General features: G+C 61.3%; 21 protein-coding genes. 8 read left to right on the top strand and 13 right to left on the bottom strand.

Going from position 1 to position 21,747, the window contains the following annotated elements:
- Window positions 1-51: 51 nt before the first annotated feature.
- From M1E16_RS00255 to M1E16_RS00265, 3 genes are read right to left on the bottom strand one after another with little or no spacing between them, the layout of a single operon-like run.
- Window positions 52-723 (bottom strand): GNAT family N-acetyltransferase, encoded by a 672-nt coding sequence (locus M1E16_RS00255; RefSeq protein WP_458128914.1) that lies wholly within the window; start codon window positions 721-723, stop codon window positions 52-54.
- A 10-nt stretch (window positions 724-733) separates the two neighbouring features.
- Complete coding sequence (locus M1E16_RS00260) at window positions 734-1,180, bottom strand: N-acetyltransferase family protein (RefSeq protein WP_458128915.1); 447 nt, start codon at window positions 1,178-1,180, stop codon at window positions 734-736.
- Between the two features lie 2 nt (window positions 1,181-1,182).
- Window positions 1,183-1,824, bottom strand: a complete 642-nt coding sequence (locus M1E16_RS00265; protein ID WP_458128916.1) for an FMN-binding negative transcriptional regulator — start codon at window positions 1,822-1,824, stop codon at window positions 1,183-1,185.
- 101 nt (window positions 1,825-1,925) lie between these two features.
- Between M1E16_RS00265 and pdxR the strand changes: the two genes are divergently transcribed.
- Window positions 1,926-3,476 (top strand): MocR-like pyridoxine biosynthesis transcription factor PdxR, encoded by a 1,551-nt coding sequence (pdxR, locus tag M1E16_RS00270; protein ID WP_458128917.1) that lies wholly within the window; start codon window positions 1,926-1,928, stop codon window positions 3,474-3,476.
- 57 nt (window positions 3,477-3,533) lie between these two features.
- On the opposite strand, the gene M1E16_RS00275 is transcribed toward pdxR, so the two are convergent.
- The 7 genes from M1E16_RS00275 to aspA all read right to left on the bottom strand — a co-directional run bounded on the left by M1E16_RS00275 (window position 3,534) and on the right by aspA (window position 12,504).
- Window positions 3,534-4,634 carry a polyamine ABC transporter substrate-binding protein gene (locus M1E16_RS00275; protein ID WP_458128918.1) on the bottom strand — a complete coding sequence of 367 codons (1,101 nt, stop codon included), beginning with the start codon at window positions 4,632-4,634 and terminating at the stop codon, window positions 3,534-3,536.
- Between the two features lie 11 nt (window positions 4,635-4,645).
- Window positions 4,646-5,677 carry a histone deacetylase family protein gene (locus M1E16_RS00280; RefSeq protein ID WP_458128919.1) on the bottom strand — a complete coding sequence of 344 codons (1,032 nt, stop codon included), beginning with the start codon at window positions 5,675-5,677 and terminating at the stop codon, window positions 4,646-4,648.
- Window positions 5,678-6,002: 325 nt separating this feature from the next.
- Window positions 6,003-6,995, bottom strand: a complete 993-nt coding sequence (locus M1E16_RS00285) for an AraC family transcriptional regulator (RefSeq protein ID WP_458128920.1) — start codon at window positions 6,993-6,995, stop codon at window positions 6,003-6,005.
- Between the two features lie 66 nt (window positions 6,996-7,061).
- Complete coding sequence (locus M1E16_RS00290; protein ID WP_458128921.1) at window positions 7,062-7,856, bottom strand: hypothetical protein; 795 nt, start codon at window positions 7,854-7,856, stop codon at window positions 7,062-7,064.
- Window positions 7,857-8,004: 148 nt separating this feature from the next.
- Window positions 8,005-9,009 carry an asparaginase gene (locus M1E16_RS00295; protein WP_458128922.1) on the bottom strand — a complete coding sequence of 335 codons (1,005 nt, stop codon included), beginning with the start codon at window positions 9,007-9,009 and terminating at the stop codon, window positions 8,005-8,007.
- A gap of 132 nt (window positions 9,010-9,141) precedes the next feature.
- Window positions 9,142-10,593 carry an alanine/glycine:cation symporter family protein gene (locus tag M1E16_RS00300; protein ID WP_434654391.1) on the bottom strand — a complete coding sequence of 484 codons (1,452 nt, stop codon included), beginning with the start codon at window positions 10,591-10,593 and terminating at the stop codon, window positions 9,142-9,144.
- A 486-nt stretch (window positions 10,594-11,079) separates the two neighbouring features.
- Window positions 11,080-12,504 (bottom strand): aspartate ammonia-lyase, encoded by a 1,425-nt coding sequence (gene aspA, locus M1E16_RS00305; RefSeq protein WP_434570586.1) that lies wholly within the window; start codon window positions 12,502-12,504, stop codon window positions 11,080-11,082.
- Window positions 12,505-12,686: 182 nt separating this feature from the next.
- Between aspA and M1E16_RS00310 the strand changes: the two genes are divergently transcribed.
- On the top strand, window positions 12,687-13,598 hold the full coding sequence (locus M1E16_RS00310; RefSeq protein WP_434602400.1) for a LysR substrate-binding domain-containing protein: 912 nt from the start codon (window positions 12,687-12,689) through the stop codon (window positions 13,596-13,598).
- 45 nt (window positions 13,599-13,643) lie between these two features.
- Here M1E16_RS00310 and M1E16_RS00315 read toward each other — a convergent pair whose 3' ends face one another.
- Entirely contained in the window at window positions 13,644-14,213 is a 570-nt protein-coding gene (locus tag M1E16_RS00315; protein WP_458128923.1) for a reprolysin-like metallopeptidase, read from the bottom strand.
- 353 nt (window positions 14,214-14,566) lie between these two features.
- Here M1E16_RS00315 and purE point away from each other — a divergent pair, with 353 nt between their 5' ends.
- The 4 genes from purE to M1E16_RS00335 all read left to right on the top strand — a co-directional run bounded on the left by purE (window position 14,567) and on the right by M1E16_RS00335 (window position 17,127).
- Entirely contained in the window at window positions 14,567-15,058 is a 492-nt protein-coding gene (gene purE / locus M1E16_RS00320; RefSeq protein ID WP_003196369.1) for a 5-(carboxyamino)imidazole ribonucleotide mutase, read from the top strand.
- A gap of 12 nt (window positions 15,059-15,070) precedes the next feature.
- Window positions 15,071-16,156 (top strand): 5-(carboxyamino)imidazole ribonucleotide synthase, encoded by a 1,086-nt coding sequence (locus M1E16_RS00325; protein ID WP_434696291.1) that lies wholly within the window; start codon window positions 15,071-15,073, stop codon window positions 16,154-16,156.
- 102 nt (window positions 16,157-16,258) lie between these two features.
- Complete coding sequence (locus M1E16_RS00330) at window positions 16,259-16,504, top strand: GlsB/YeaQ/YmgE family stress response membrane protein (RefSeq protein WP_256229514.1); 246 nt, start codon at window positions 16,259-16,261, stop codon at window positions 16,502-16,504.
- 86 nt (window positions 16,505-16,590) lie between these two features.
- The gene (locus M1E16_RS00335) at window positions 16,591-17,127 is read left to right on the top strand and encodes a DUF3299 domain-containing protein (RefSeq protein ID WP_305497682.1); all 537 of its coding nucleotides are present in this window, start codon (window positions 16,591-16,593) and stop codon (window positions 17,125-17,127) included.
- A gap of 128 nt (window positions 17,128-17,255) precedes the next feature.
- Here M1E16_RS00335 and M1E16_RS00340 read toward each other — a convergent pair whose 3' ends face one another.
- Both M1E16_RS00340 and M1E16_RS00345 read right to left on the bottom strand, forming a co-directional pair.
- A complete protein-coding gene (locus M1E16_RS00340) occupies window positions 17,256-18,155 on the bottom strand; it encodes a D-hexose-6-phosphate mutarotase (protein WP_458128924.1) in 900 nt (299 codons plus the stop codon).
- Window positions 18,156-18,212: 57 nt separating this feature from the next.
- Complete coding sequence (locus tag M1E16_RS00345; protein ID WP_003177184.1) at window positions 18,213-18,617, bottom strand: acyl-CoA thioesterase; 405 nt, start codon at window positions 18,615-18,617, stop codon at window positions 18,213-18,215.
- A 375-nt stretch (window positions 18,618-18,992) separates the two neighbouring features.
- On the opposite strand from M1E16_RS00345, the gene M1E16_RS00350 reads away from it, so the two are divergent.
- On the top strand, window positions 18,993-20,291 hold the full coding sequence (locus M1E16_RS00350) for an MFS transporter (protein WP_434696290.1): 1,299 nt from the start codon (window positions 18,993-18,995) through the stop codon (window positions 20,289-20,291).
- A 229-nt stretch (window positions 20,292-20,520) separates the two neighbouring features.
- Window positions 20,521-21,519 (top strand): phosphate ABC transporter substrate-binding protein PstS, encoded by a 999-nt coding sequence (locus tag M1E16_RS00355; protein WP_458128925.1) that lies wholly within the window; start codon window positions 20,521-20,523, stop codon window positions 21,517-21,519.
- Window positions 21,520-21,747 lie beyond the last annotated feature (228 nt).

The raw sequence follows: 21,747 nt of genomic DNA on the forward strand, positions 1-21,747 counted from the left end.
GAGGAAGCAAGCGCCCTCGCCACGCAGACGCCGGGCGGTTCGCGCCGAGGGTCAGGCTCGACACTGGGCGAGACTGCGCACCTGGCCATCCGCGCTCTGGTTTTCCTCACTCAACCAGCGCTCGAAGGCTGCGCCGATCGCTGGCCATTCCGAGTCCAGCATCGAATACCACGCGGTGTCGCGGTTCTGCCCCTTGACCACCATATGTTGGCGGAATACGCCTTCAAACGTGAACCCCAGCCGCTCGGCGGCATACCGGGAACGGGCGTTGGCGTTGTTGCATTTCCATTCCAGGCGTCGATAGCCCAGGGCGAAACACTCTTTCGCCAGCAGGTACACCGCCTCGGTACTTTTCGGCGAGCGCTGCATCGGCGCGCCGAAGGTGACGTGGCCAATCTCGATACGGCCCTGGGCCGGCACGATGGACATCAGGCTGAGAATACCTTGCACGTCGCCACTGGCGCGGTCGATCACGCTGAAGAAATACGGATCGACGTTGACCGCATGGTTGTTCAGCCAGGCATCGAACCCGCTGCGCTCCTTGAACGGGCCGTAGGGCAGATAATCCCAGAGTTTCGGATCGGCGCCGGGACCTTCGAGGGCTTGCCACAATCCGTCGGCGTGACGCGCCGGGTCGAGTTTTTCCAGGCGGATGAAGCGTCCTTCTAGCAAGCGCGCAAACGGCGCCGGGACACCTTTCCAATCAGCGAGCGAAGTGGACATGCTGCGTTCCTTAGAGGGCTTTGCGAAATTGAGTGAAGCCAGGGCGTTCGGCAATCCGCTCGTAGAGCTGGATTGCGGTCGTGTTGGTCTCGTGGGTCAGCCAGTGCACTTTGCAACATCCGTCGGCCTTGGCGGTGGCGTAGACAAATTCGATGAGTTGGCGACCTGCGCCCTTGCCTCGGCAGTGTTCTGCCACCAGCAGATCCTGAAGATAGCAGGAGTTCTCGATGCTCCAGTTGGAACGGTGGTAGATGAAATGCACCAGGCCCACCGCCGTGTCGCCATCCCAGGCGAGCGCGCCATGGGTGGGCTCACGGTCGTCGAGCAAGCGTTGCCAGGTGCTCTGGCTCACCGCGTCTGGCAGTTCGGTGTTGTAGAACCGCAGGTAGGCCTGCCATAGCGGCAGCCAGGCAGCGTGGTCGGCGGCGGTGACAAGGCGGATCTCGAGCTGGCTCATGTTCACTCCTGAGGCAATTGTTCAGGCATCAGGCGTGCGAGTGCCTGGTCCTGCGGGTCGGGGCTCATGGCGAGCCCGTTACGAACCCCGGCGGCATCCGCGGGGCTGCGGTTCTGGCTGAGCTTGCGCTTGCCTTCCAGACGCTGGATGGGCAGCGCGAAGCCGACGATGGCCTTGAGCATGCTGTCGATATATTCCGCCGGGGCGTCGTCGATTTTCCATGGCTGGGCCCGACCGCTTTCATGGCGGTGGGTGAGCTCGCCGACCAGGTTGCGCAGCCGTTGAGGATCGCCGAACACCTCGGCGTTGCCATAGGCGTGGACGGCGAGGTAATTCCAGGTGGGCACGACCTTGCCGTGCTCGGCCTTGCCCGGATAGAAACCCGGGCTGACGTAAGCGTCGACGCCCGCAAATACCACCAGCGCTTCGGCACCGGCTTCCAGGTCACGCCACTGCGGATTGGCGCGCGCCATGTGCCCATGGAGGGTTCCGTTCGGCCCCTGTCGAGTGTCCAGCAGCAGCGGCAGATGGCTGGCCTGCAAGCCGTGTTCGCCGTGGGTAATCAATACGGCGAGGCGACAGTCATCCATCATGCGATGCAAGTGAGGCAGGTCTTCCATAGCAAAGGCTTTTGGGTTGTACATGGAAATTGTTCCTTGGCGATTGGCTTCATCGTAGGCAGGCTATTGGTCTGTTGTAAGAGCCACTTTCGGCAAATTCGACAGGTCCATTTGCAGGTGCAGTCATGCCCGATGCCGTACCGCCATTGTCTTTCAATCCCGCCGGCATCGAGCTGGACCGTCGCCATGGGCTCAGTCGCCAGCTCTATCAGGCCCTGCGTGCGCGAGTACTGGACGGACGCCTGGCCAGCGGCACACGGTTGCCGGCCAGCCGCGACCTGGCGGCGGCGTTGTCGATTTCCCGCAACAGCGTGGTACGCGCCTACGACCAGCTGTATGCCGAAGGCTTCATAGAAGGGCGAGTGGGTGACGGCACCTACGTGGCGAAACTTTCACCGCTGGCAATGCCGTCGGGAAAATTATCCACAAAACCATCCACAGGGTTTTCAACAGGCTTACCCACAGCCTTATCCACAATTCGGCTTGATTCCCCTGTGTTTCCATCCAGCAAAGTTATCCACAGCAACGCGCTCGAACGGGTCGAAAAGCATCATTTGGCCCAGCCCCCGAGCGGACCGCCAAGAGCGTTTCGGGTCGGCGTCCCGGCGTTCGATCTGTTTCCTTTCGACGTGTGGGCCAAGCTGAACGCGGCGTTCTGGCGAAAGCCGGACCTGCAGCAGTTGTGCTACGGCGATGCCCAAGGCGATGCGCGCCTGCGCGGCCTGGTCGCGGCCTACCTGCGTAGTTCACGGGGTTTGCACTGCTCGGCTGAGCAAATTGTGATCACCAGTGGCGCGCAACAGGCGATCAGCCTTTGTGCACAGTTGCTGGTGGACCCTGGCGACATCGTCGCGGTGGAAAATCCGGGCTATCGCGCCGCGGGGCATGCGTTTGCCGTGGCCGGTGGCGATGTGCGGGGCGTGCCGGTGGACAGCGACGGGCTCGATTGTGCAGCGCTGGCTGCACTGGACCACTGTCGGCTGGCTTACGTGACGCCATCCCATCAATATCCGACCGGAGTAGTCATGAGCCTGGCACGGCGTCTGGAACTGCTGGCCTGGGCCGGGCGCAACGATGGCTGGATCGTCGAAGACGACTATGACGGCGAGTACCGCTACAGCGGCGCGCCGCTGGCGCCCTTGGCTGCGCTGGATCGCGGAGGCCGTGTCTTGTATGTCGGGACGTTCGGCAAGGTTGCGTTCCCGGCGTTGCGCCTGGGTTACCTGGTGCTGCCGCCCGGCCTGGTCGATGCCTTCGCCCGCCGTCGGGCAGTGGATGTGCGCCATTCTGAAGTCAGCACTCAAGCGGTGATGGCCGAGTTCATGGCCGCTGGACATTTCCAGCGGCACATCAGGCGCATGCGTCGGGCCGCTCTGGCCCGCCGCGATGCGCTTCTGGCGGGCTGGCCGGAGGCTGTCGCAGGCGTTGGCGCGATGCCCACCGTGGTCGCCGGGCTGCACGTCACGGTTCCAGTGCAGAGCATCGAGCGCGAGCGCGAGCTGGTTGCCCAGGCCGCCGGCGTGGGCATCGAAATCAACGGCTTGAGCAGTTATTGGTTGCCCGCCACGGCGCCGTCCCAAATCCGTGCAGGCATGGTGCTGGGGTTCGCCGCCGTGCCGCCTGCGGCGATAGATACTGCGCTGGCAAGCTTGGCAAAAGCCTGGGGAATCCGTTGATACGGAGCCGGGCGCAAGCGCCCGGCCCTGAAGCCCATACCGAGGCTGCAGCCTGCGTCACTGGCCGGATTTAATCCTCGTCCAGGCCCTCGTCCGTGCCCGCTCGGCATCCCTCGGCAAGGGTTGCAACGTGTACAGCGTCGCCATTGCCGCCTCGGTCGGATACAGGTTGGGATTGTTGCGGATCGCCGGATCGACCATGTCGGTGGCGTCCTTGTTCGGGTTCGGGTAGCCGACAAAATCACTGACGGGTGCGATCACCTTCGGCTGCAACAGATAGTCGATGAAGGCGTAGGCGTCGTCCGGGTTCTTTGCACCCTTGGGAATGGCCAGCATGTCGAACCAGATCGGCGCGCCTTCCTTGGGCAGGCGCATGTCCACGGTCACGCCGTTCTTGGCCTCCTTGGCGCGATTGGCGGCCTGGGAGAAGCTGCCGGAGTAGCCGACCGCTACGCAGATGTCGCCGTTGGCGATGTCGGCCATGTATTTGGATGAGTGAAAATAGGTGATGTGCGGCCGGATCTTCATCAGCAGCGCTTCGGCCTTGGCATAGTCCGCCGGTTTCTTGCTGTTGGGATCCAGGCCCAGGTGCTGCAAGGCCAAGGGCAGGATTTCCGAAGGCGAATCGAGCAGGGCCACGCCGCACTGCTTGAGCTTGCTGACGTTTTCTTCCTTGAAGATCAGGTCCCAACTGTCTACCGGCGCATTGTCGCCCAGCGCGGCCTTGACCTTGGCCGGGTTGAAGCCGATCAGGATGGTGCCGTACATGTAGGGCACCGCAAACTTGTTGCCCGGATCGTTGGCTTCGATCAGCTTCATCAGCTTGGGATCGAGGTGGTTCCAGTTCGGCAATTTGCTGCGGTCCAGGGGCTGGAATACGCCGGCCTCGATCTGTTTGGCCAGGAACACATTGGACGGCACGACCACATCGTAGCCGGCGTTACCGGTTAGCAGCTTGGCCTCCAGGGCTTCGTTGGTGTCGAAGATGTCGTAGACCAGTTTGACCTGGCTGTGCTGCGCCTTGAAGTCTTCCAGGGCCTTGGGCGTGATGTAGTCGAACCAATTGTAGACACGCAGGGTGCGCTCCTCGGCCTGGACCGCGCCGCACAGCAGCGTGGCGCAGAGGGCTGGAGCCATCAGACGCTTGAGTCTTTTCATGCTGATATTCCTCATTGGGCGCTTTGAAAACCTTCGAGAACGTTCACCGCGTTGATGCCGATTTCGGTCACCGCATAACCACCCTCCATCACGAACAGCGTCGGTTTGCCGAGCGCCGCGATGCGTTTGCCCATCGCCAGGTAATCTGGACTGTCGAGCTTGAATTGGGAGATCGGGTCGTCCTTGAAGGTGTCCACGCCCAGGCAGACGACGATGACATCGGCGTCATAGTCCAGGACCTCGCCGCAGGCCTGTTCGAGGGCGGCGCTCCAGCTGTCCCAACCGGAACCGGCGGGCAGCGGGTAGTTGAAATTGAATCCCGTGCCGGCACCTTCGCCGCGCTCGTCGGCGTAGCCCAGGAAGAACGGGAATTCGGCTTCGGGATGGCCATGGATCGAGGCGAACAACACATCGCTGCGTTGGTAGAAAATCGATTGGGTGCCGTTGCCATGGTGGTAGTCGACATCGAGGATCGCGACCTTCCGGTGGCCCTGGTCAAGGAAAGCCTGGGCGGCGATCGCCGCGTTGTTGAGGTAGCAATAACCCCCCATCAAGTCGCTGGCGGCGTGGTGCCCCGGTGGCCGGCACAACGCGAAGGCACTGCGGGCACCGCGCTGGATTTCGGCCTGGGCGGTGAGGGCGACCTGGGCTGCGCTGTAGGCGGCCTGCCAGGTGCCGGCGGTAATCGGGGCGCCGCCGTCGAAACTGTAATAGCCGAGTTGACCGTGCAGGCTCGTCGGGATAACGGTACGCAGGGTGCGCGCCGGCCAGGTATAGGGCAGCAGGTCGCCGTCGCGGTTGAATTCGCTCCAGCGGTCCCAGGCACCTTCGAAGAATTCAAGGTATTGCGCACTGTGGATGCGCTGGATCGGCGCCAGGCCGAAATCCCGTGGCGCCTCCACCGGCCCTAACGCCCGGGCCTTGACCCGCTCCAGCACATGATCGGCGCGGGAGGGCATTTCGAAGCAGGGCATCAGTTGCCCGTCCATCAACTCGCAACGTCCATGGTGCAGGTGGTGATCGTCGGAATAGATCGTCAGCATTCTTGTTCTCCGCAGGGGCTGATCCGGTATCCACAGTCTTGCGGCGCGCCGCGTTTGGGAGAACGGCAGGAGAGGCCAAAAGGGGATCGAAATGGCCAAAATAGTTGACCGTAAATCGCCCCTTGTTGGCGCGGGCATGCGCCGGTTCGGGGCAACACCGAGATTCAGGCCTCCCCTAATGTCCCGTGGCGAGGGAGCTTGCTCCCGCTGGGTGGCGAAGCCGCCCCAAAACGCTTGACACATCTTCTACAGATACACCGCGTTATCCGATCTACGACGGCTGCGCCGCCGAGCGGGAGCAAGCTCCCTCGCCACAGGGCAGCGTTCATGGCCTGAACTGACTCGGCGCCACGCCGCTCCAGCGTACGAATGCGTGGCGGAAGCTGGCTGTTTCGCTGAAACCGAGCATTTCGGCGATCCGGTAGATCGGCAATTGATCTTCACCGAGCATCTGCTTTGCCCGTTCGAAGCGCAGTTCGTCGAGCAATTCCTGGTAGCTGCAGCCCAGGTCCTTGAGATGCCGGCGCAGGGTGCGCGCCGAGCAGTTCATCTGTTCGGCCAAGCCTTCCAGGCCTGGCGGGGCATCCAGTTGTGCGGCGAGCGAGTGGCGGATGCGTCCCAGCCAGGCCTGCCTGCCAGTGAACTCGGTGTTCTGGCGGCGGCAGCGTTCGGCCATGGCGTGATGAGTGATGGGGTCAGCCAGTGGCAAGGGCTGCGCGAGCCAGTGACGATCGAAGGCGAACGCGTTGTCGATACTGTCAAAACGCACAGGGCATTCGAACAGGGCCTCATAACGTGCCTGATAATCCGGTGCCGAGTGTTCGAAACGTGTCGCTCGCAAGGGGAGCGCATGACCGAGCAGGTCGTTGCAGATGACCCTCAGCGAGACCATGCAGAACTCGGCATTGAACACCGCCAGGGCCGGGTTTTCCCGATAGTCGCTGGCGCTGAGCCAGATGTGCTCGCCGTCGTCTTCCAGTGTCAGCTCAAAGAGTGTTCCCAATAGCGCCGGGTAACGCAGCGCCAGGCGTAAAGCGTCACCTAAGGTGGCGCTGGTGAGCAGGGCATAGCCGAGCATGCCGTAGGACGAAACGTGCATGTTGCGGCCCAATTCCAGGCCTATGTCACGTTTGAGCGCCACGGCGTTGGCGCAGACCTGCATCTCCTGGTTGGTGGTGATACGTGTGTCCGCCCGGCTCAGGTCCGCCATGCTGATGCCGCTGCCGGCCAACAGCGCTTCACTGGGCAAGCCTTCGTTCCTGAACGCGTTGAGCACCAGGGAGACCGCGTTGAGCGTGGTGAGGTGGGAATGCAGCATGGTCCGTTTCCAGCCGGGGGAGGCTGGAAGGAGGGAGCAAGTTGTATGCCGGATGTGTCTGCGACCTTATCTAACGAAGCTGATCTTGTAGCCACCGAGCCCATAAGTTTCGGCATCTGGATCATAGGGCGCGAAATCGACAGAAACTCCGCAACTGCAACTTACCTCGGAAGGAAAAGCATAGGCCTGCGGTGGAATACGAAAGCAATAAGGCAGGCCTGGCGCTGCCGGGACTCTCTGCTCCAGGCTATAAAGCTCGACACTCCCGCCATCTACAGGTAGTGACACAATCCAACTACACGTTACGACGCTGGGATATTCCAGATTCTCGATGATAGCTTCAGTCACATCCAGCCCGTCTGGGTAGTCGGTCACCTTGAGCTTCGAGTCGATTACCCCCTCCACGACGGGGCGGGTATAAACCAGTGGCAAGGTGACCTTGGCGAACAGTTCCTCGGAGCCGACCGGTTCCTCATCGGACAGCTCGACGAAGTAGCGGATGGCCAGTTCCTTGCCCGCGAAAAGCTTGAGGTGTTTTTGCGGTATCTCGATGATCATCGTTTCCGGCGGGCTGATAGGCAGGCTTTCAGAAGCGAAGCCAGCGCTGCCGTCGAGCGCCCGGACCTTGATGGAAACGGTGGCGGTATCCGGCAGGTCGGCTGTGGGGATATGCACATACACACGAAGAGGAGAAGAGGCCAGCTCGATAGGGATAATAATTCCTAGCGTTTCATGGGGAATGAACGGGCTCTTGGAGCGATAAAGGGTCGGTGGCACTCGTTGCCGTTGGGAAAACAGAGTGTTTGAAGACCGCTGAAAGCCCTCGAACGTCGAGTTGTCGAGGAATCTATGCGTTTTCATGCTTGAGCTCCGAGATCGATATCGACCCGCGCCCGATCATGTGACGCGGATCTACCGGAACTCACGTTAGGCGTGAGGGACGCGGCCAGCTACTGTCAGAACTGATAGTTGACCAAGCAGTTCTGATGGGCCGGGCCTTACAAGTGGGTCATGCCAGCTCCCGGCAAAGATCCAGCTCAACCAGCCGCCGAACCTCATCCACCGGCAAGCCCGCACCAATCAATGCCTGTAGCTTGCCGAATGCAGCCTCGCGGGTCATGCCGCCGCCGGACAGCACGCCGACGCCGCGCAAGCGACTGCCCGCTTCGTAGATGTCCAGCTCGACGCCGCCTTCATGGCATTGAGTGACCGCCACGACCACCACGCCGTTGTCCCGCGCCCGTTCCAGGCTGGCGAGGAAGGCCGGGTTGTCGCTCGGACCGGTGCCGCTGCCGTAGCACTCCAGCACCAGGCCCTGGATGCCGCTGCCCAGCAAGCCATCGATAACCTCGGCGCCAATGCCGGGGAACAATGGCAGCACCACGACGTTTGCCAACTGTTTCGGCTGGTTGTAATTCAACTGCGCCGGCAGCGAGGTGGCCTCGATGCCGCCGCCCTGGCGCTCCAGGCGCTTGAACGGATGGCGACCAAAGCTGCGCACCTTGGCGCAGCGGGTCGGCGCCAGCAGTTCACCGTGGAAATACAGGTGCACGCCCGGCGCCAGGCCCTGGCCGAGGGCGACCAGCGCGCCGCTGAGGTTTTCCCAGGCGTCGCTGTCGGTCACGCCGGCCGGCAGCATCGAACCGGTGAAGCAAACCCGCGCGTGCGAGCCGAGCAACTGGAAACTCATGGCGGCGGCGCTGTAGGCCAGTGTGTCGGTACCGTGCAGGATCAGCACACTGTCGCAGCCCTGTGCATCGACGGCGTCGACCACCGCTTCGCGCAGTTGCTGCCAATAGGCCGGGGTCATGTTGGCGCTGTCGATCAGCGGCGACATCTCCCGGAAACGCCATTGCGGGATAACCAGTTCGGGCTGGCTGTGCAGGTAGTCGCGCATCCGCGCTTCGAAACCGGATGCCGGGGCCAGGCCGTTGGCGCTGGCCTGCATACCGATGGTGCCGCCGGTATAAAGCACCATGACGTGCTGGGCGGCGGGATAGGTCGAGGCATTCATGGGGTGTTCTCCGAGGACGAAAACAGCAGCTTCACTCGCTGCTGCAACATAAGGCCGAGCATGACGCCGACCTTGTGTTGTGTCACGCCGGGCGCAGGGGATGCGCCCGGTTTTTTTCAAACAACCTGCTGATCAGCGTTGCGCTGCGGCCAGGCTCGCGGAGGCGTTGCCGGATTCAGCGGCGGGGGTCGACGGGTTCGCTGGCCAGGCCTTGCGGTCCAGGTCCAGGTCGGGGAATTTGCTGGAATCGAAGACCGGAACCTTGATACCAGCCGAACGCTGGTCGTCATAGTCGCGCAGGATGCGCATGCCGACCTTGAACAGCAGGAACAGCGCGATCAGGTTCACGAACGCCAGCAGCGTCATGGTGATATCGGCGAAGGCGAACACGGTGCCGAGGTTCTCGATGGCGCCCCAGAAAATCAGTCCCAGGACCAAGGCGCGATAGGCCATCAGCGCCTTGCGGTTTTCACCTAGCATGAAGCGCAGGTTGTTTTCGCCCAGGTAATAGTTGTAGAGGATCGAGGTGAACACGAACAACGACAGGGCTACGGAGATGAATATCCGGCCCCAGTCGCCGACCACGGCCGCCAGGGAGTTCTGGGTCAGGGCAATGCCGTCGCCTTCGAAGCCTGGGGTGTAGAAACCCGACAGCAGGATCAGCAGCGCGGTGCAGGTGCAGATCACGAACGTGTCGAGGAAAACGCTGAACGCCTGGACCACGCCTTGCGCGACCGGGTGCTCCACCGACGCCACGGCGGCCACGTTAGGCGCACTGCCCAGGCCGGCTTCGTTGGCGAACACGCCACGCTTGACGCCCATGACGATGGCGCTGCCGATCAGGCCGCCAAAGGCCTGGTCCAGACCGAAGGCGCTCCTGACGATCGTCGCCAGCATGCCTGGTACATGTTCGAATTGCAGCACGATCACGTAGAGCGTCACGGCGATGTATGCCAGGGTCTTGACCGGTACCAGCAGGTCAGCAACCTTGGCGATTCGCTTGATCCCGCCGATGAATACCAGGCCCAGCAGCACCGCCAGGCCGAGGCCGGTGTAGGTGGTATCGAGGCCGAAGGCGTTATTCAGCGAGTGAGTGACGGCGTGGGCTTGCAGGCCGTTGAAGGCGAAGCCGAAGGTGATCAGCAGCAGGAACGCCATGATCATGCCCAGCCAGCGTTTCTGCAGGCCGTGCTGGATGTAGTAGGACGGACCACCACGGAACTGGCCTTCGGAATCGCAGCGCTTGTAGAGCTGGCCGAGGGAGCACTCGAAGAAGCTGCTGGACATGCCGACCAGCGCGGTCACCCACATCCAGAACACCGCACCAGGCCCGCCGAGGGTCACGGCGATGCCGACACCGGCGATGTTGCCCGCGCCGACACGGCCGGCAAGGCTGAGCATCAGGGCCTGGAAGGAGCTGAGCTGGTCAGTGCTGCTTTTCAGGCTGTCCCGGAACACCGAGAACATATGAAAGAAATGACGGAACTGGACGAAACGCGAGCGGATCGTGAAGTAGCCACCGAGCCCGACAATGAGCACGATCAGCACTTTCCCTGAGAGGAAGTCGTTGATGACTTCGAGCATGAGTATTCCTCGCTGTTTTTTGTTTAAGCAAATGCTGGCCATTTGGAAACATCGTGTTACATCGGCCGGCGCGCGGCACGACAGTTGAGGCGATGTTCGTCCCGGTCCACTTCGCGGGTTTGTTATTAGTTCGGTTTTCGCATGTTGTGAGGTCTCGCTACCGACGACCACTCATGCGAAGAGGGGCGGCACTATACCTATCAGTGCGGCGCCCGTCTGCACAGTTGTGGTGCGTGCGACGAAACGAACCCTTGTATCTCCTGGCCCTTCGGTCAGGTTCTTGTGGAAGTGAGCCGGCTCTAGATAGCTGGCGACGCGGGGTACAACGGCAGCGCGTCGCTGTTTATCGCGAGTAGGCTTGCTCCTACAAATCTGCTCCCGCTTTCAGTTGTCGGTTAAAAAAAAGGGCCTGGGGAACGAGTCCCCAAGCCCTCAAAAGGTGAGAGGTGTCTAGTCCCTCGACCTGGTGAGCAGTGGTCGCGTCGATCAAGCCTTCAGTGGGACCAGACGCGGGGCAATCATGTTTTCCGGGCGCAGGATGTCGTCGAGCATGGCGTCGTCGAGCAAGCCTTCCTCGCGCACCAGTTCCAGCACGCCGCGGCCACTTTCCAGGGCGACGCGGGCGATGCGGGTGGCGTTTTCATAGCCGATGTACGGGTTCAGGGCGGTAACCAGGCCGATCGAGTGCTCGACCAGCTCGCGGCAGCGCGCTTCGTTGGCTGTGATGCCGACGATGCAGTGCTCGCGCAGCATGTCCATGGCCCGTTGCAGCAGGCGGATCGAGTCGAAGATTTTGAAGGCGATCAGCGGCTCCATCACGTTCAGTTGCAGTTGGCCGCCTTCGGCCGCCATGGTCAGCGCCAGGTCGTTGCCGATGATCTGGAACGCGACCTGGTTCACCGCTTCAGGGATCACCGGGTTGACCTTGCCAGGCATGATCGAACTGCCTGGCTGGCGGGCCGGCAGATTGATTTCGTTGATGCCGGTGCGTGGGCCGCTGGACAGCAGGCGCAAGTCGTTGCAGATCTTCGACAGCTTGACCGCGGTACGCTTGAGCATGCCGGAAAACAGCACGAAGGCGCCCATGTCGGAGGTCGCTTCGATCAGGTCGGCGGCCGGAACCAGCGGTTGGCCGCTGATGGTTGCCAGGCGTTGTACGGCCAGGGCCTGGTAACGCGGATCGGCGTTGATGCCGGTACCGATGGCGGTGCCGCCCAGGTTCACTTCGGTGAGCAATTCAGGCGCCAGGGTTTTCAGGCGCGCCAGGTCTTCGCTCAGGGTGGTGGCGAAGGCGCGGAATTCCTGGCCCAGCGTCATCGGCACGGCGTCTTGCAGTTGGGTACGGCCCATTTTCAGTACGTGGCTGAATTCCTCGCCCTTGGCGGCGAACGCCTGGATCAGGCTGTCGAGGCTGGCCAGCAACGCGTCGTGGCCCAGCAGCAGACCCAAGCGGATCGCGGTCGGGTAGGCGTCGTTGGTCGACTGCGCCATGTTCACGTCGTTGTTCGGATGCAGGTACTGGTATTCGCCCTTCTGGTGACCCATGGCCTCCAGCGCGATGTTGGCGATGACTTCGTTGGCATTCATGTTGGTCGACGTGCCGGCGCCGCCCTGGATCATATCCACCACGAATTCGTCGTGGAAATCGCCGCGGATCAATCGTGCACAGGCTTCGCTGATGGCGGCGTGCTTGGCTTCGCTGAGCTGGCCCAACTCACGGTTGGCGTCAGCGGCGGCTTGCTTGACCATTGCCAGACCGACCACCAGTTTCGGGTAATGCGAGATCGGGACGCCGGAGAGACGAAAGTTGTTGATCGCTCGCAGGGTCTGGATGCCGTAATACGCTTGCGCCGGTACTTCGAGTACGCCAAGCAGGTCTTTTTCTGTGCGGAATGATGCAGCGGAGGACATGATGTCAATCATCTCAATAAGGACCCGGTCTGAGCCGGAACGCTGTGAATCCTAGGCTTTCATAAAATTTAGGGCCAATGCTGTTAAGCACTGGCCTATGCACATTCGGCATAATGCACGTGTGACGCCGATGATGCGTCGAACGTGTGACCTGTTTTGGTGCGTCCTACGGGAGGACGGAAATGAATCTTGAAAGCAAATGGCTGGAGGACTTCAGTGCCTTGGCCGCGACGCGCAGTTTTTCCCAGGCGGCCGAGCGCCGCTTTGTGACGCAACCAGCGTTCAGCCGGCGGATCCGCAGCCTGGAGGCGGCGCTGGGGCTGACCCTGGTCAACCGCTCCCGTACGCCGATCGAACTGACTGCGGCGGGACAGTTGTTCCTGGTGACGGCGCGCACGGTGGTCGAGCAGTTGGGCGAAGTGCTGCGGCACTTGCACCACCTGGAGGGCGGGCAGGGCGAAGTTATCCAGGTAGCGGCGGCGCACTCCCTGGCGTTGGGTTTCTTTCCGCGCTGGATCGCCCAGTTGCGCAACGAAGGCATGAACATCGCCACGCGGCTGGTGGCGACCAATGTCGGCGATGCCGTGCATGCCCTGCGTGAAGGGGGCTGCGACTTGATGCTGGCCTTCTACGACCCGGATTCGGCGATGCAGATGGACCCGGAGATCTTCCCGTCGTTGCACCTGGGCCAGACCGAAATGCTCCCCGTCTGCGCGGCCGATGCCGACCGCAAGCCGTTGTTCGACCTGGAGGGCGAGACCAGCGTGCCCCTGCTGGCCTACAGCGCCGGCGCTTTTCTGGGCCGTTCGGTGAACCAGTTGTTGCGCCAGCGCGCCCTGCGTTTCACCACGGTCTACGAGACGGCCATGGCCGACAGCCTGAAAAGCATGGCGCTGGAAGGCCTGGGCATCGCGTGGGTGCCGCACCTGAGTGTGCGCAACGAACTGGCCCGGGGCGAGCTGGTGATCTGCGGGGGCGCGCAATGGCACGTGCCGCTGGAAATCCGCCTGTACCGCTGCGCCCTGGTGCGCAAGGCCAATGTGCGGTTGTTGTGGCGCAAGCTTGAAGGCGGGGCGGCCAGCCCTGCGGCTTGAAAAGCGTGAAAACCGCCGTCTGGGCTTTCACGCCGGATGGGCGGGTCAGTCGAAGCTGTCTACATAACTGCGGATGTTTGCCCGGTTCTTTTCGGTAAAGCGGTAGGTATTGCCACGAAAGTTCGAGAGTTCGTCGCCGAACATGATCGAATTATGCCACCAGCCGTCATATTCGATTGCGCCGTCATCATGGGTCGCGCCCAGCATATGGCCTATTTCATGGGCGGGTGCTCGGTATTGAGTGATTGAAGCAATGGCCGCGTAGCCCTTGACGTTTGCGATACCGGCAACTTTGCTGTTGAGATTGTCCCGAGTCAGCAACAGGATCTTGGTGAGGGAGGGCTCAAGGCCGCGGTTATGCACCGTCTTGATGTGCAGTTCCTCCACCAGTCGGCGCCACTCCCGGATGGTTTTTACTTCGTCTGCATGCTTGTAATTGAATCCCGAGAGCGAGGGGTAAGTACCCACGGGATGGACTGTGATCTGGACTTTACGATGTGCAACTCTTTCCAGCTCGGTGTTAAACCAGGAAAAATAATCGGGATAGAATTGGCTCACACTGTAATCTTTTAGATCGTCGTGTTGGATAACTAGGATCACGATAGGTTTTGGCATGTTTGAACGTCCTGTTCAATAAGTGCTCCAGAAAGTGCCCCCTTGGTTACAAGAGCGCACCGTGCCGGATTCTTATAGGCTGCTTTTTGAACTGGATAAACCGCTGCTGCACCTCAAGATATTTCGCCGTAAATGAGCCCGGCGCACTGACTCGATAGTCAGGAAAACCGCGGTTTGCGCAACGCATGACAGATGGTCGCGACAGGGGCTGTTTATCTGCTTCATTACGGTATACTGCCCGGCCTTCGGTCGGTCCATCCGGCCATAATTCGTACAACAAGCCACGCCGGTTTCCTGCGTGGCTTGTTGTTTTTTGACGCGCCCCAGGGCGCCCAGAGAGAAGAGGCACGACGATGAGTGCACTGGTTGGCGTGATCATGGGCTCCAAGTCCGATTGGTCCACCCTTAGCCACACCGCCGATATGCTGGAAAAGCTCGGCATCCCCTACGAGGTGAAAGTGGTGTCCGCCCACCGCACCCCGGACCTGCTGTTCCAGTACGCCGAAGAAGCCGAGGCGCGTGGCATCGAAGTGATCATCGCCGGCGCCGGCGGCGCGGCTCACCTGCCAGGCATGTGCGCGGCCAAGACGCACTTGCCGGTACTGGGCGTGCCGGTACAGTCATCGATGCTCTCGGGCGTCGATTCGTTGCTGTCGATCGTGCAGATGCCGGCCGGCATCCCGGTTGCCACCCTGGCCATCGGCAAGGCCGGCGCGATCAACGCAGCCCTGTTGTCGGCGAGTATCCTGGGCGCCAAGCATCCGCAGTTTCATACCGTGCTGAAAAAATTCCGCGCTGAGCAGACAGACAGCGTCCTGGACAATCCAGACCCACGCATTGCCTGAGGTTGTTGACGAATGAAGATCGGTGTAATCGGTGGCGGCCAGTTGGGTCGCATGTTGGCCCTGGCGGGTACGCCGCTGGGGATGAACTTCGCTTTCCTGGATCCGGCGCCGGACGCCTGTGCCGCGGCACTGGGTGAACACCTGCGTGCCGATTACGGCGATCAGGATCACCTGCGCCAGCTGGCCGATGAAGTCGACCTGGTGACCTTCGAATTCGAAAGTGTCCCGGCCGAGACCGTTGCCTTCCTGTCCCAGTTCGTCCCGGTTTTCCCGAGCGCCGAAGCCTTGCGCATCGCCCGCGATCGATGGTTCGAAAAGAACATGTTCAAGGACCTGGGCATTCCGACCCCGGCCTTCGCCGACATTCAGTCCCAGGCCGACCTGGAAGCCGCCGTTGCGTCCATCGGCCTGCCGGCCGTGCTCAAGACCCGCACCCTGGGTTACGACGGCAAGGGCCAGAAGGTCCTGCGCAACCCGGAAGACGTCCCCGGCACATTCGCCGAGCTGGGCAGTGTCGGCTGCCTGCTGGAAGGTTTCGTGCCTTTCACTGGCGAAGTCTCGCTGATCGCCGTGCGTGCCCGTGACGGTGAAATCCGTTTCTACCCGCTGGTGCACAACACCCACAAGGACGGCATCCTCAAGCTGTCCGTCGCCAGCACCGACCACCCGCTGCAAACCTTGGCTGAAGACTACTCCAGCCGGGTACTCAAGCAGCTCGATTACGTCGGCGTCATGGCGTTCGAGTTCTTTGAAGTGGATGGCGGCCTCAAGGCCAATGAAATTGCCCCGCGCGTGCACAACTCCGGGCACTGGACCACCGAAGGCGCCGAGTGCAGCCAGTTCGAAAACCACCTGCGGGCGGTCGCCGGGCTGCCGCTGGGGTCGACGGCCAAGGTCGGCGAAAGCGCGATGCTGAACTTCATCGGCAAGGTGCCGGACACCGAGAAGGTCCTGGCGATCGCCGACTGCCACCTGCATCACTACGGCAAGGCGTTCAAGGTCGGGCGCAAGGTTGGTCACGCCAACCTGCGTTGCGCCGACCGGGCCACGCTGGCCCAGCAGATCATCAAGGTCGAGACGCTGATCGCCGAGCAATAATCTGAAACATCGGTGGAACCATTCGTCGGCCGTCTTCTCTCATGGCAAGGTGCCAAAGTCTGACTAGGCTTTGGCATAGCTACTCAATCAGAGGGGAATACCATGGGAATCATCGGAACCATTTTTATCGGCCTGATCGTTGGCCTGCTCGCGCGTTTCCTGAAGCCTGGCGATGACAGCATGGGCTGGATCATGACTATCCTGCTGGGTATCGGCGGTTCATTGGCAGCCACTTACGGCGGCCAGGCCCTGGGCATCTATCAGGCAGGCGAAGGCGCTGGTTTCCTCGGTGCCCTGGTGGGCGCGGTGGTGCTGCTGGTGATCTACGGCCTGATCAAAAGGAACTGATCAAAGCGCGAAAGTCCTCTGCGCGTGGCGCGCGCGGAGGGCTAGAATGCCCGGCGTCGTATTTTTCCCTTATGCCGAGCCCTTTCATGCGCCGTTTACTGCTGACCTTCCTTCTGCTGGGCACTGGCCTGGCCCACGCCGCCGAGCTGCCCGAAACCGACTGGCTCGAACTGATGCCCAAGTCGGACCAGAAGGCCCTCGAGGCCATGCCCGAGATCGATCACAACTCCCCTGAAGCCAACGGCACCTTCACCGAAAAGGGTGGCCTGAAGCAGAGCAAAGGCTTGCCGGCGGTGATGTATTCGACCAAGACCGTGGCATCAATGAACGACAAGCACATCCGCATCGGCGGATACCCGGTGCCGCTGGAAACCGACGCCAAGGGCCGCAGCACGCTGTTTTTCCTGGTGCCATACCCCGGTGCCTGCATCCACGTCCCGCCACCGCCACCCAATCAATTGGTGCTGGTGCGTTATCCCAAGGGCCTGAAGCTGGATGATATCTACACGCCGCTGTGGGTCACCGGCACGCTGAAGATCGAAAAGGTCGACAATGACCTGGCGAGCGCGGCGTATGCGATGGAGGCGCAGAAGGTGCGGGTGGTGCAGGAGGCGGATTTGTAGGCTTGGCATCAACCCATTGTGGGAGCGAGCCTGCTCGCGAAGGCGGTGTGTCAGTCAAGATATGTATTTACTGACACGCCGCCTTCGCGAGCAGGCTCGCTCCCACAGGGGATATTTGTTCAGTGTGTTTAGAGCGGTTTGCTGCGAATGCTCACGCCCAGCGTATGGCTGGCATCCGGCAACAGCGTCACCACATCATCCATCACATTGGCCGTCTCGATGCAGAGCATGCGTTGCCAGCCATCATCGGCCATGTCGCTGAAGGCCTTGGCCCGTTCGGTCCAGGGGTTCCAGATGACCGCCGAGCGCGAGCCGCTGCTGGTCAGTTCGATTCGTCGCTGCCAATGCGCGTCGACGATGCTCAGCGTCGGCGGCGTTTCGAGATAGATCCGGTCGGTTTCGCCGGCAAAATGCAGCTCGCCGGCCTGGGTATGGACGTTCCAGTCATCCAGGGTCTCGACGTAGCGCAAGCCATCCACTCCGTCGACATGCACGTTGCGCACGTCGCTGACCGCGAAATAGCTGTGCAGCGCCTGGCTCAGGCTGACGGTTTCGCTGCCACGGTTATGGCTGGTCAGATGGATATGCAGTTGCTCGTCCATGACGATGGTCAAGGTCAGGTCGACCTGATGGGGCCAGCCGGACAAACCGTTTTCGGGGTAGGGCAGCACGAATTCGATCTTCAGGCTCTCGCCCTCGGCTTCGATGCCCTTGAGTTCCCAATCCATTGCCCGTACCAGGCCGTGGGCGGTGGCCGGTTCGTTGCTGACGCGCATGGCCTGGACGCTGTCGGGGTTGCGCGTAAGGTTGCCGAACCACGGCCAGCACACCGGTACGCCGGCACGGATGCTCTTGCCGGTCTTGAACGTCGCCTGGTCGTTGAGCCAGATCAGCGGCGGCTGGCCGTCCACCTGATAGCTGAGAACGTGCGCGCCTTGCTGGGCCACGAGCAACTCGGCCTGACCGTGGCGGATGCGCCAACCGTTCAGTTCATCCAGTTTGACGGCTTCGACGTTAGGCGTTGGCATGCTGCAAATCTCGTTCAGGAACATGGACTGCAATGGACCGCAAAACGGCCGCCGTGTTTAACGCGCCCGAGGTGGAACCGAGCGGGTACGACCACTGCCATCGATGGCGACGAACACGAACACCGCTTCGGTGACCTTGCGCCATTCGCTGGACAATGGGTCGTCACTCCAGACCTCGACCATCATCTGGATCGAGCTCCGGCCGATTTCCAGGGCCTGGGTGTAGAACGACAATTGCGCACCCACTGCCACCGGCACCAGGAACGCCATGCGATCGATCGCCACGGTGGCCACGCGGCCGCCGGCAACCTTGCTGGCCATCGCGGTGCCGGCCAGGTCCATCTGGGACACCAGCCAACCGCCGAAAATATCCCCGAAGCCGTTGGTCTCTCGGGGAAGCGCGGTGATTTGCAGGGCCAGATCGCCTTGCGGGATTGGATCTTCTTGTTCGAGCTCTATCATGCCGGGGGTGCCTCTGACCCGTAACGCTGTCTTGTACTTCAGGTGAGTAGCCGTCCTTAAAAAAACGATTCAGCCCGAACATGCTGCGTTCGTCACGTTTTTCGTCAAGGCGTGCCAAAGGGAAACTCTGCGAAACCGGCTGATCTCGTATTGCGCCACCAACGACGTTTTCGCACAGCAACCCCTTACAGAGTATTGCAAGGTTGCGAGTATATCGGGCGATAGTCGTCGAGACGACCACTCGGTTCTGATTTCGACTGTCAATTACGCGCCTCTATGTGCTTTTTCGAACAATTTGCTATCGTGCCGAACCTGCCCGGGCGCCCATTCAGCGTTGTCGGGGCCGCAGAATCGACTATAAGAGAAGCCCTTGCCATGACCACTGCGCCTTCGAGCACGGCGACACCCGCACAACCGGCCCGTCCGCTGACCCGTAACGACTACAAGACCCTGTCGCTTTCTGCCTTGGGCGGTGCGCTGGAGTTCTACGATTTCATCATTTTCGTGTTCTTTGCCACCGTGGTCGGCAAATTGTTCTTCCCGGCCGAAATGCCCGAGTGGCTGCGCCTGATGCAGACGTTCGGCATCTTTGCCGCCGGTTACCTGGCCCGGCCGTTGGGCGGGATCATCATGGCCCACTTCGGCGACCTGCTGGGGCGCAAGAAGATGTTCACCCTGAGCATCTTCATGATGGCCGTGCCGACCCTGATCATGGGTTTGCTGCCCACTTATGCGCAGATCGGCATGTGGGCGCCGATTCTGCTGCTGCTGATGCGGGTGATCCAGGGCGCCGCAATTGGCGGCGAAGTGCCGGGCGCCTGGGTATTCGTTTCCGAACACGTGCCGGCGCGCCACATCGGCTATGCCTGCGGCACGCTGACGTGTGGCCTGACGGCGGGAATTTTGCTGGGTTCGCTGGTCGCCACGGCCATCAACAGCATTTATACGTCGGTGGAAGTGGCGGATTACGCCTGGCGGATCCCGTTCCTGCTGGGCGGCGTGTTCGGACTGTTTTCGGTGTACCTGCGCCGCTGGCTCCACGAAACCCCGGTATTTGCCGAGCTGCAATTGCGCAAGGCCCTGGCCGAAGAAGTGCCGTTGCGCGCGGTGCTGCGTGATCATCGCGGCGCCATTGTCATTTCGATGCTGTTGACCTGGCTGCTGTCGGCGGGCGTCATCGTGGTGATCCTGATGACACCCACCGTGCTGCAGACCGTGTATCACTTCAGCCCGACCACGGCGTTGCAGGCCAATAGCCTGGCGATCGTATTCCTCAGTTTCGGCTGTATCGGCGCGGGTGTGCTGGCTGACCGCTTCGGCGCCGGGCGGGTGTTCGTCTTTGGTAGCGGCTTGCTGCTGATTACCTTCTGGACCTTCTACCACAGCCTGTTCGAGCACCCCGAGTGGTTGTTCCCGCTCTACGCCTTGAGTGGCTTGCTGGTGGGTACCATCGGCGCGGTGCCCTACGTCATGGTCAATGCCTTCCCGGCCGTGGTGCGCTTCAGCGGACTGTCGTTCTCTTACAACCTGGCCTACGCGATCTTCGGCGGGCTGACCCCGATGATCGTGACCCTGCTGTTGAAAGAGAGCCCGATGGGGCCGGCGTACTACGTGGCGATCATCTGCGGGATCGGGATGTTGATTGGTGGGTATCTCTGGAAGAAGGGCCGATAACCGGCGCTTTTTTCCCCGCCTGTACTGGCGTTTTCGCGAGCAGGCTCGCTCCCACATGGGTTCGCATTCCCTGGTGGGAGCGAGCCTGCTCGCGAAAAGGGCACCATGAATCATCCTGCGAAAGCCAATGCTGGCCTTTCATCCAATTGTCATATTTCAGCCATAGAGTGTTCATAAGGCTTATCGATACTTGGCCGACTTAACACACCCTATCTGCTAGGAGTAAGGCATGAAACTGAAGCGTTTGATGGCGGCAATGACGTTTGTCGCTGCTGGCGTCGCGACTGCCAACGCGGTTGCCGCTGTTGACCCTGCGATCCCGAGCTACACCAAGACCACTGGTGTGTCGGGCAACCTGTCCAGCGTCGGCTCCGATACCCTGGCTAACCTGATGACCTTGTGGGCCGAGAACTACAAGAAGGAATACCCGAACGTCAACATCCAGATCCAGGCCGCCGGTTCTTCCACCGCGCCGCCCGCACTCACCGAAGGCACCGCTAACCTGGGCCCGATGAGCCGCAAGATGAAGGACAACGAGTTGCAGGCCTTCGAAACCAAGTACGGCTACAAGCCAACCGCTATCCCGGTTGCCGTGGATGCCTTGGCGGTATTCGTGCACAAGGACAACCCGATCAAGCATCTGACCATGGCTCAGGTCGATGCGATCTTCTCCTCGACTCGCCTGTGCGGCGCCAAGGCTGACGTCAAGACCTGGGGCGACCTGGGCGTGACCGGCGACCTGGCCAACAAGCCAGTCCAGCTGTTTGGCCGCAACTCGGTGTCCGGCACCTACGGCTACTTCAAGGAAGAAGCCCTGTGCAAAGGCGATTACAAGCCAAACGTCAACGAACAGCCAGGTTCGGCTTCGGTTGTGCAGTCGATCAGCAGCTCGCTTAACGGCATTGGCTACTCGGGTATCGGCTACAAGACCGCCAGCGTGAAAACCGTTGCCCTGGCCAAGAAGGAAGGCGGCGAGTTCATCGAGGACACCGAAGAAAACGCCCTGAACGGCAAGTATCCGCTGTCGCGTTTCCTCTACGTCTACGTCAACAAGGCACCGAACAAGCCTCTGGCCCCGCTGGAAGCCGAGTTCGTCAAGCTGATCCTGTCCAAGCAAGGCCAGGAAGTCGTGGTCAAGGACGGCTACATCCCGGTTCCAGCCAAAGTCGCCGCCAAGGCACTGGCTGACCTGGGTCTGCAGGAAGGCGGCAACGTCGCCAAGCAGTAACGCCTGAGCCCAGGCCCCTGTGGGAGCGAGCTTGCTCGCTGCCACAGACCAAATTTCCATCCGCTGCCGGTTCCCACCGGCGGCGGATTTGTTGCGTCACTTCACTGTCATCTTTCTGTCATACAGGATCGCTAGGGTGTGCGCATGAATGATCTGGCCAACTCCACAATGACTACGACTTCCCCTCCCAAGCGCATTGACTTCAATACGCCTGAGCTGCAACGCAAG

Source organism: Pseudomonas sp. Z2-11, assembly GCF_054161305.1.

Excerpts from the sequence above, each read along its gene's own strand:
- M1E16_RS00295 (WP_458128922.1), bottom strand. The coding sequence starts at position 9,009 with ATGAATGCCTCGACCTATCCCGCCGCCCAGCACGTCATGGTGCTTTAT.
- M1E16_RS00280 (WP_458128919.1), bottom strand. The coding sequence starts at position 5,677 with ATGCTGACGATCTATTCCGACGATCACCACCTGCACCATGGACGTTGC.
- M1E16_RS00285 (WP_458128920.1), bottom strand. The coding sequence starts at position 6,995 with ATGCTGCATTCCCACCTCACCACGCTCAACGCGGTCTCCCTGGTGCTC.
- purE (WP_003196369.1), top strand. The coding sequence starts at position 14,567 with ATGAGTGCACTGGTTGGCGTGATCATGGGCTCCAAGTCCGATTGGTCC.
- M1E16_RS00265 (WP_458128916.1), bottom strand. The coding sequence starts at position 1,824 with ATGTACAACCCAAAAGCCTTTGCTATGGAAGACCTGCCTCACTTGCAT.
- M1E16_RS00300 (WP_434654391.1), bottom strand. The coding sequence starts at position 10,593 with ATGCTCGAAGTCATCAACGACTTCCTCTCAGGGAAAGTGCTGATCGTG.
- M1E16_RS00260 (WP_458128915.1), bottom strand. The coding sequence starts at position 1,180 with ATGAGCCAGCTCGAGATCCGCCTTGTCACCGCCGCCGACCACGCTGCC.
- M1E16_RS00275 (WP_458128918.1), bottom strand. The coding sequence starts at position 4,634 with ATGAAAAGACTCAAGCGTCTGATGGCTCCAGCCCTCTGCGCCACGCTG.
- M1E16_RS00330 (WP_256229514.1), top strand. The coding sequence starts at position 16,259 with ATGGGAATCATCGGAACCATTTTTATCGGCCTGATCGTTGGCCTGCTC.
- M1E16_RS00325 (WP_434696291.1), top strand. The coding sequence starts at position 15,071 with ATGAAGATCGGTGTAATCGGTGGCGGCCAGTTGGGTCGCATGTTGGCC.
- M1E16_RS00345 (WP_003177184.1), bottom strand. The coding sequence starts at position 18,617 with ATGATAGAGCTCGAACAAGAAGATCCAATCCCGCAAGGCGATCTGGCC.
- M1E16_RS00355 (WP_458128925.1), top strand. The coding sequence starts at position 20,521 with ATGAAACTGAAGCGTTTGATGGCGGCAATGACGTTTGTCGCTGCTGGC.
- pdxR (WP_458128917.1), top strand. The coding sequence starts at position 1,926 with ATGCCCGATGCCGTACCGCCATTGTCTTTCAATCCCGCCGGCATCGAG.
- M1E16_RS00290 (WP_458128921.1), bottom strand. The coding sequence starts at position 7,856 with ATGAAAACGCATAGATTCCTCGACAACTCGACGTTCGAGGGCTTTCAG.
- M1E16_RS00335 (WP_305497682.1), top strand. The coding sequence starts at position 16,591 with ATGCGCCGTTTACTGCTGACCTTCCTTCTGCTGGGCACTGGCCTGGCC.
- M1E16_RS00340 (WP_458128924.1), bottom strand. The coding sequence starts at position 18,155 with ATGCCAACGCCTAACGTCGAAGCCGTCAAACTGGATGAACTGAACGGT.
- aspA (WP_434570586.1), bottom strand. The coding sequence starts at position 12,504 with ATGTCCTCCGCTGCATCATTCCGCACAGAAAAAGACCTGCTTGGCGTA.
- M1E16_RS00315 (WP_458128923.1), bottom strand. The coding sequence starts at position 14,213 with ATGCCAAAACCTATCGTGATCCTAGTTATCCAACACGACGATCTAAAA.
- M1E16_RS00255 (WP_458128914.1), bottom strand. The coding sequence starts at position 723 with ATGTCCACTTCGCTCGCTGATTGGAAAGGTGTCCCGGCGCCGTTTGCG.
- M1E16_RS00310 (WP_434602400.1), top strand. The coding sequence starts at position 12,687 with ATGAATCTTGAAAGCAAATGGCTGGAGGACTTCAGTGCCTTGGCCGCG.
- M1E16_RS00350 (WP_434696290.1), top strand. The coding sequence starts at position 18,993 with ATGACCACTGCGCCTTCGAGCACGGCGACACCCGCACAACCGGCCCGT.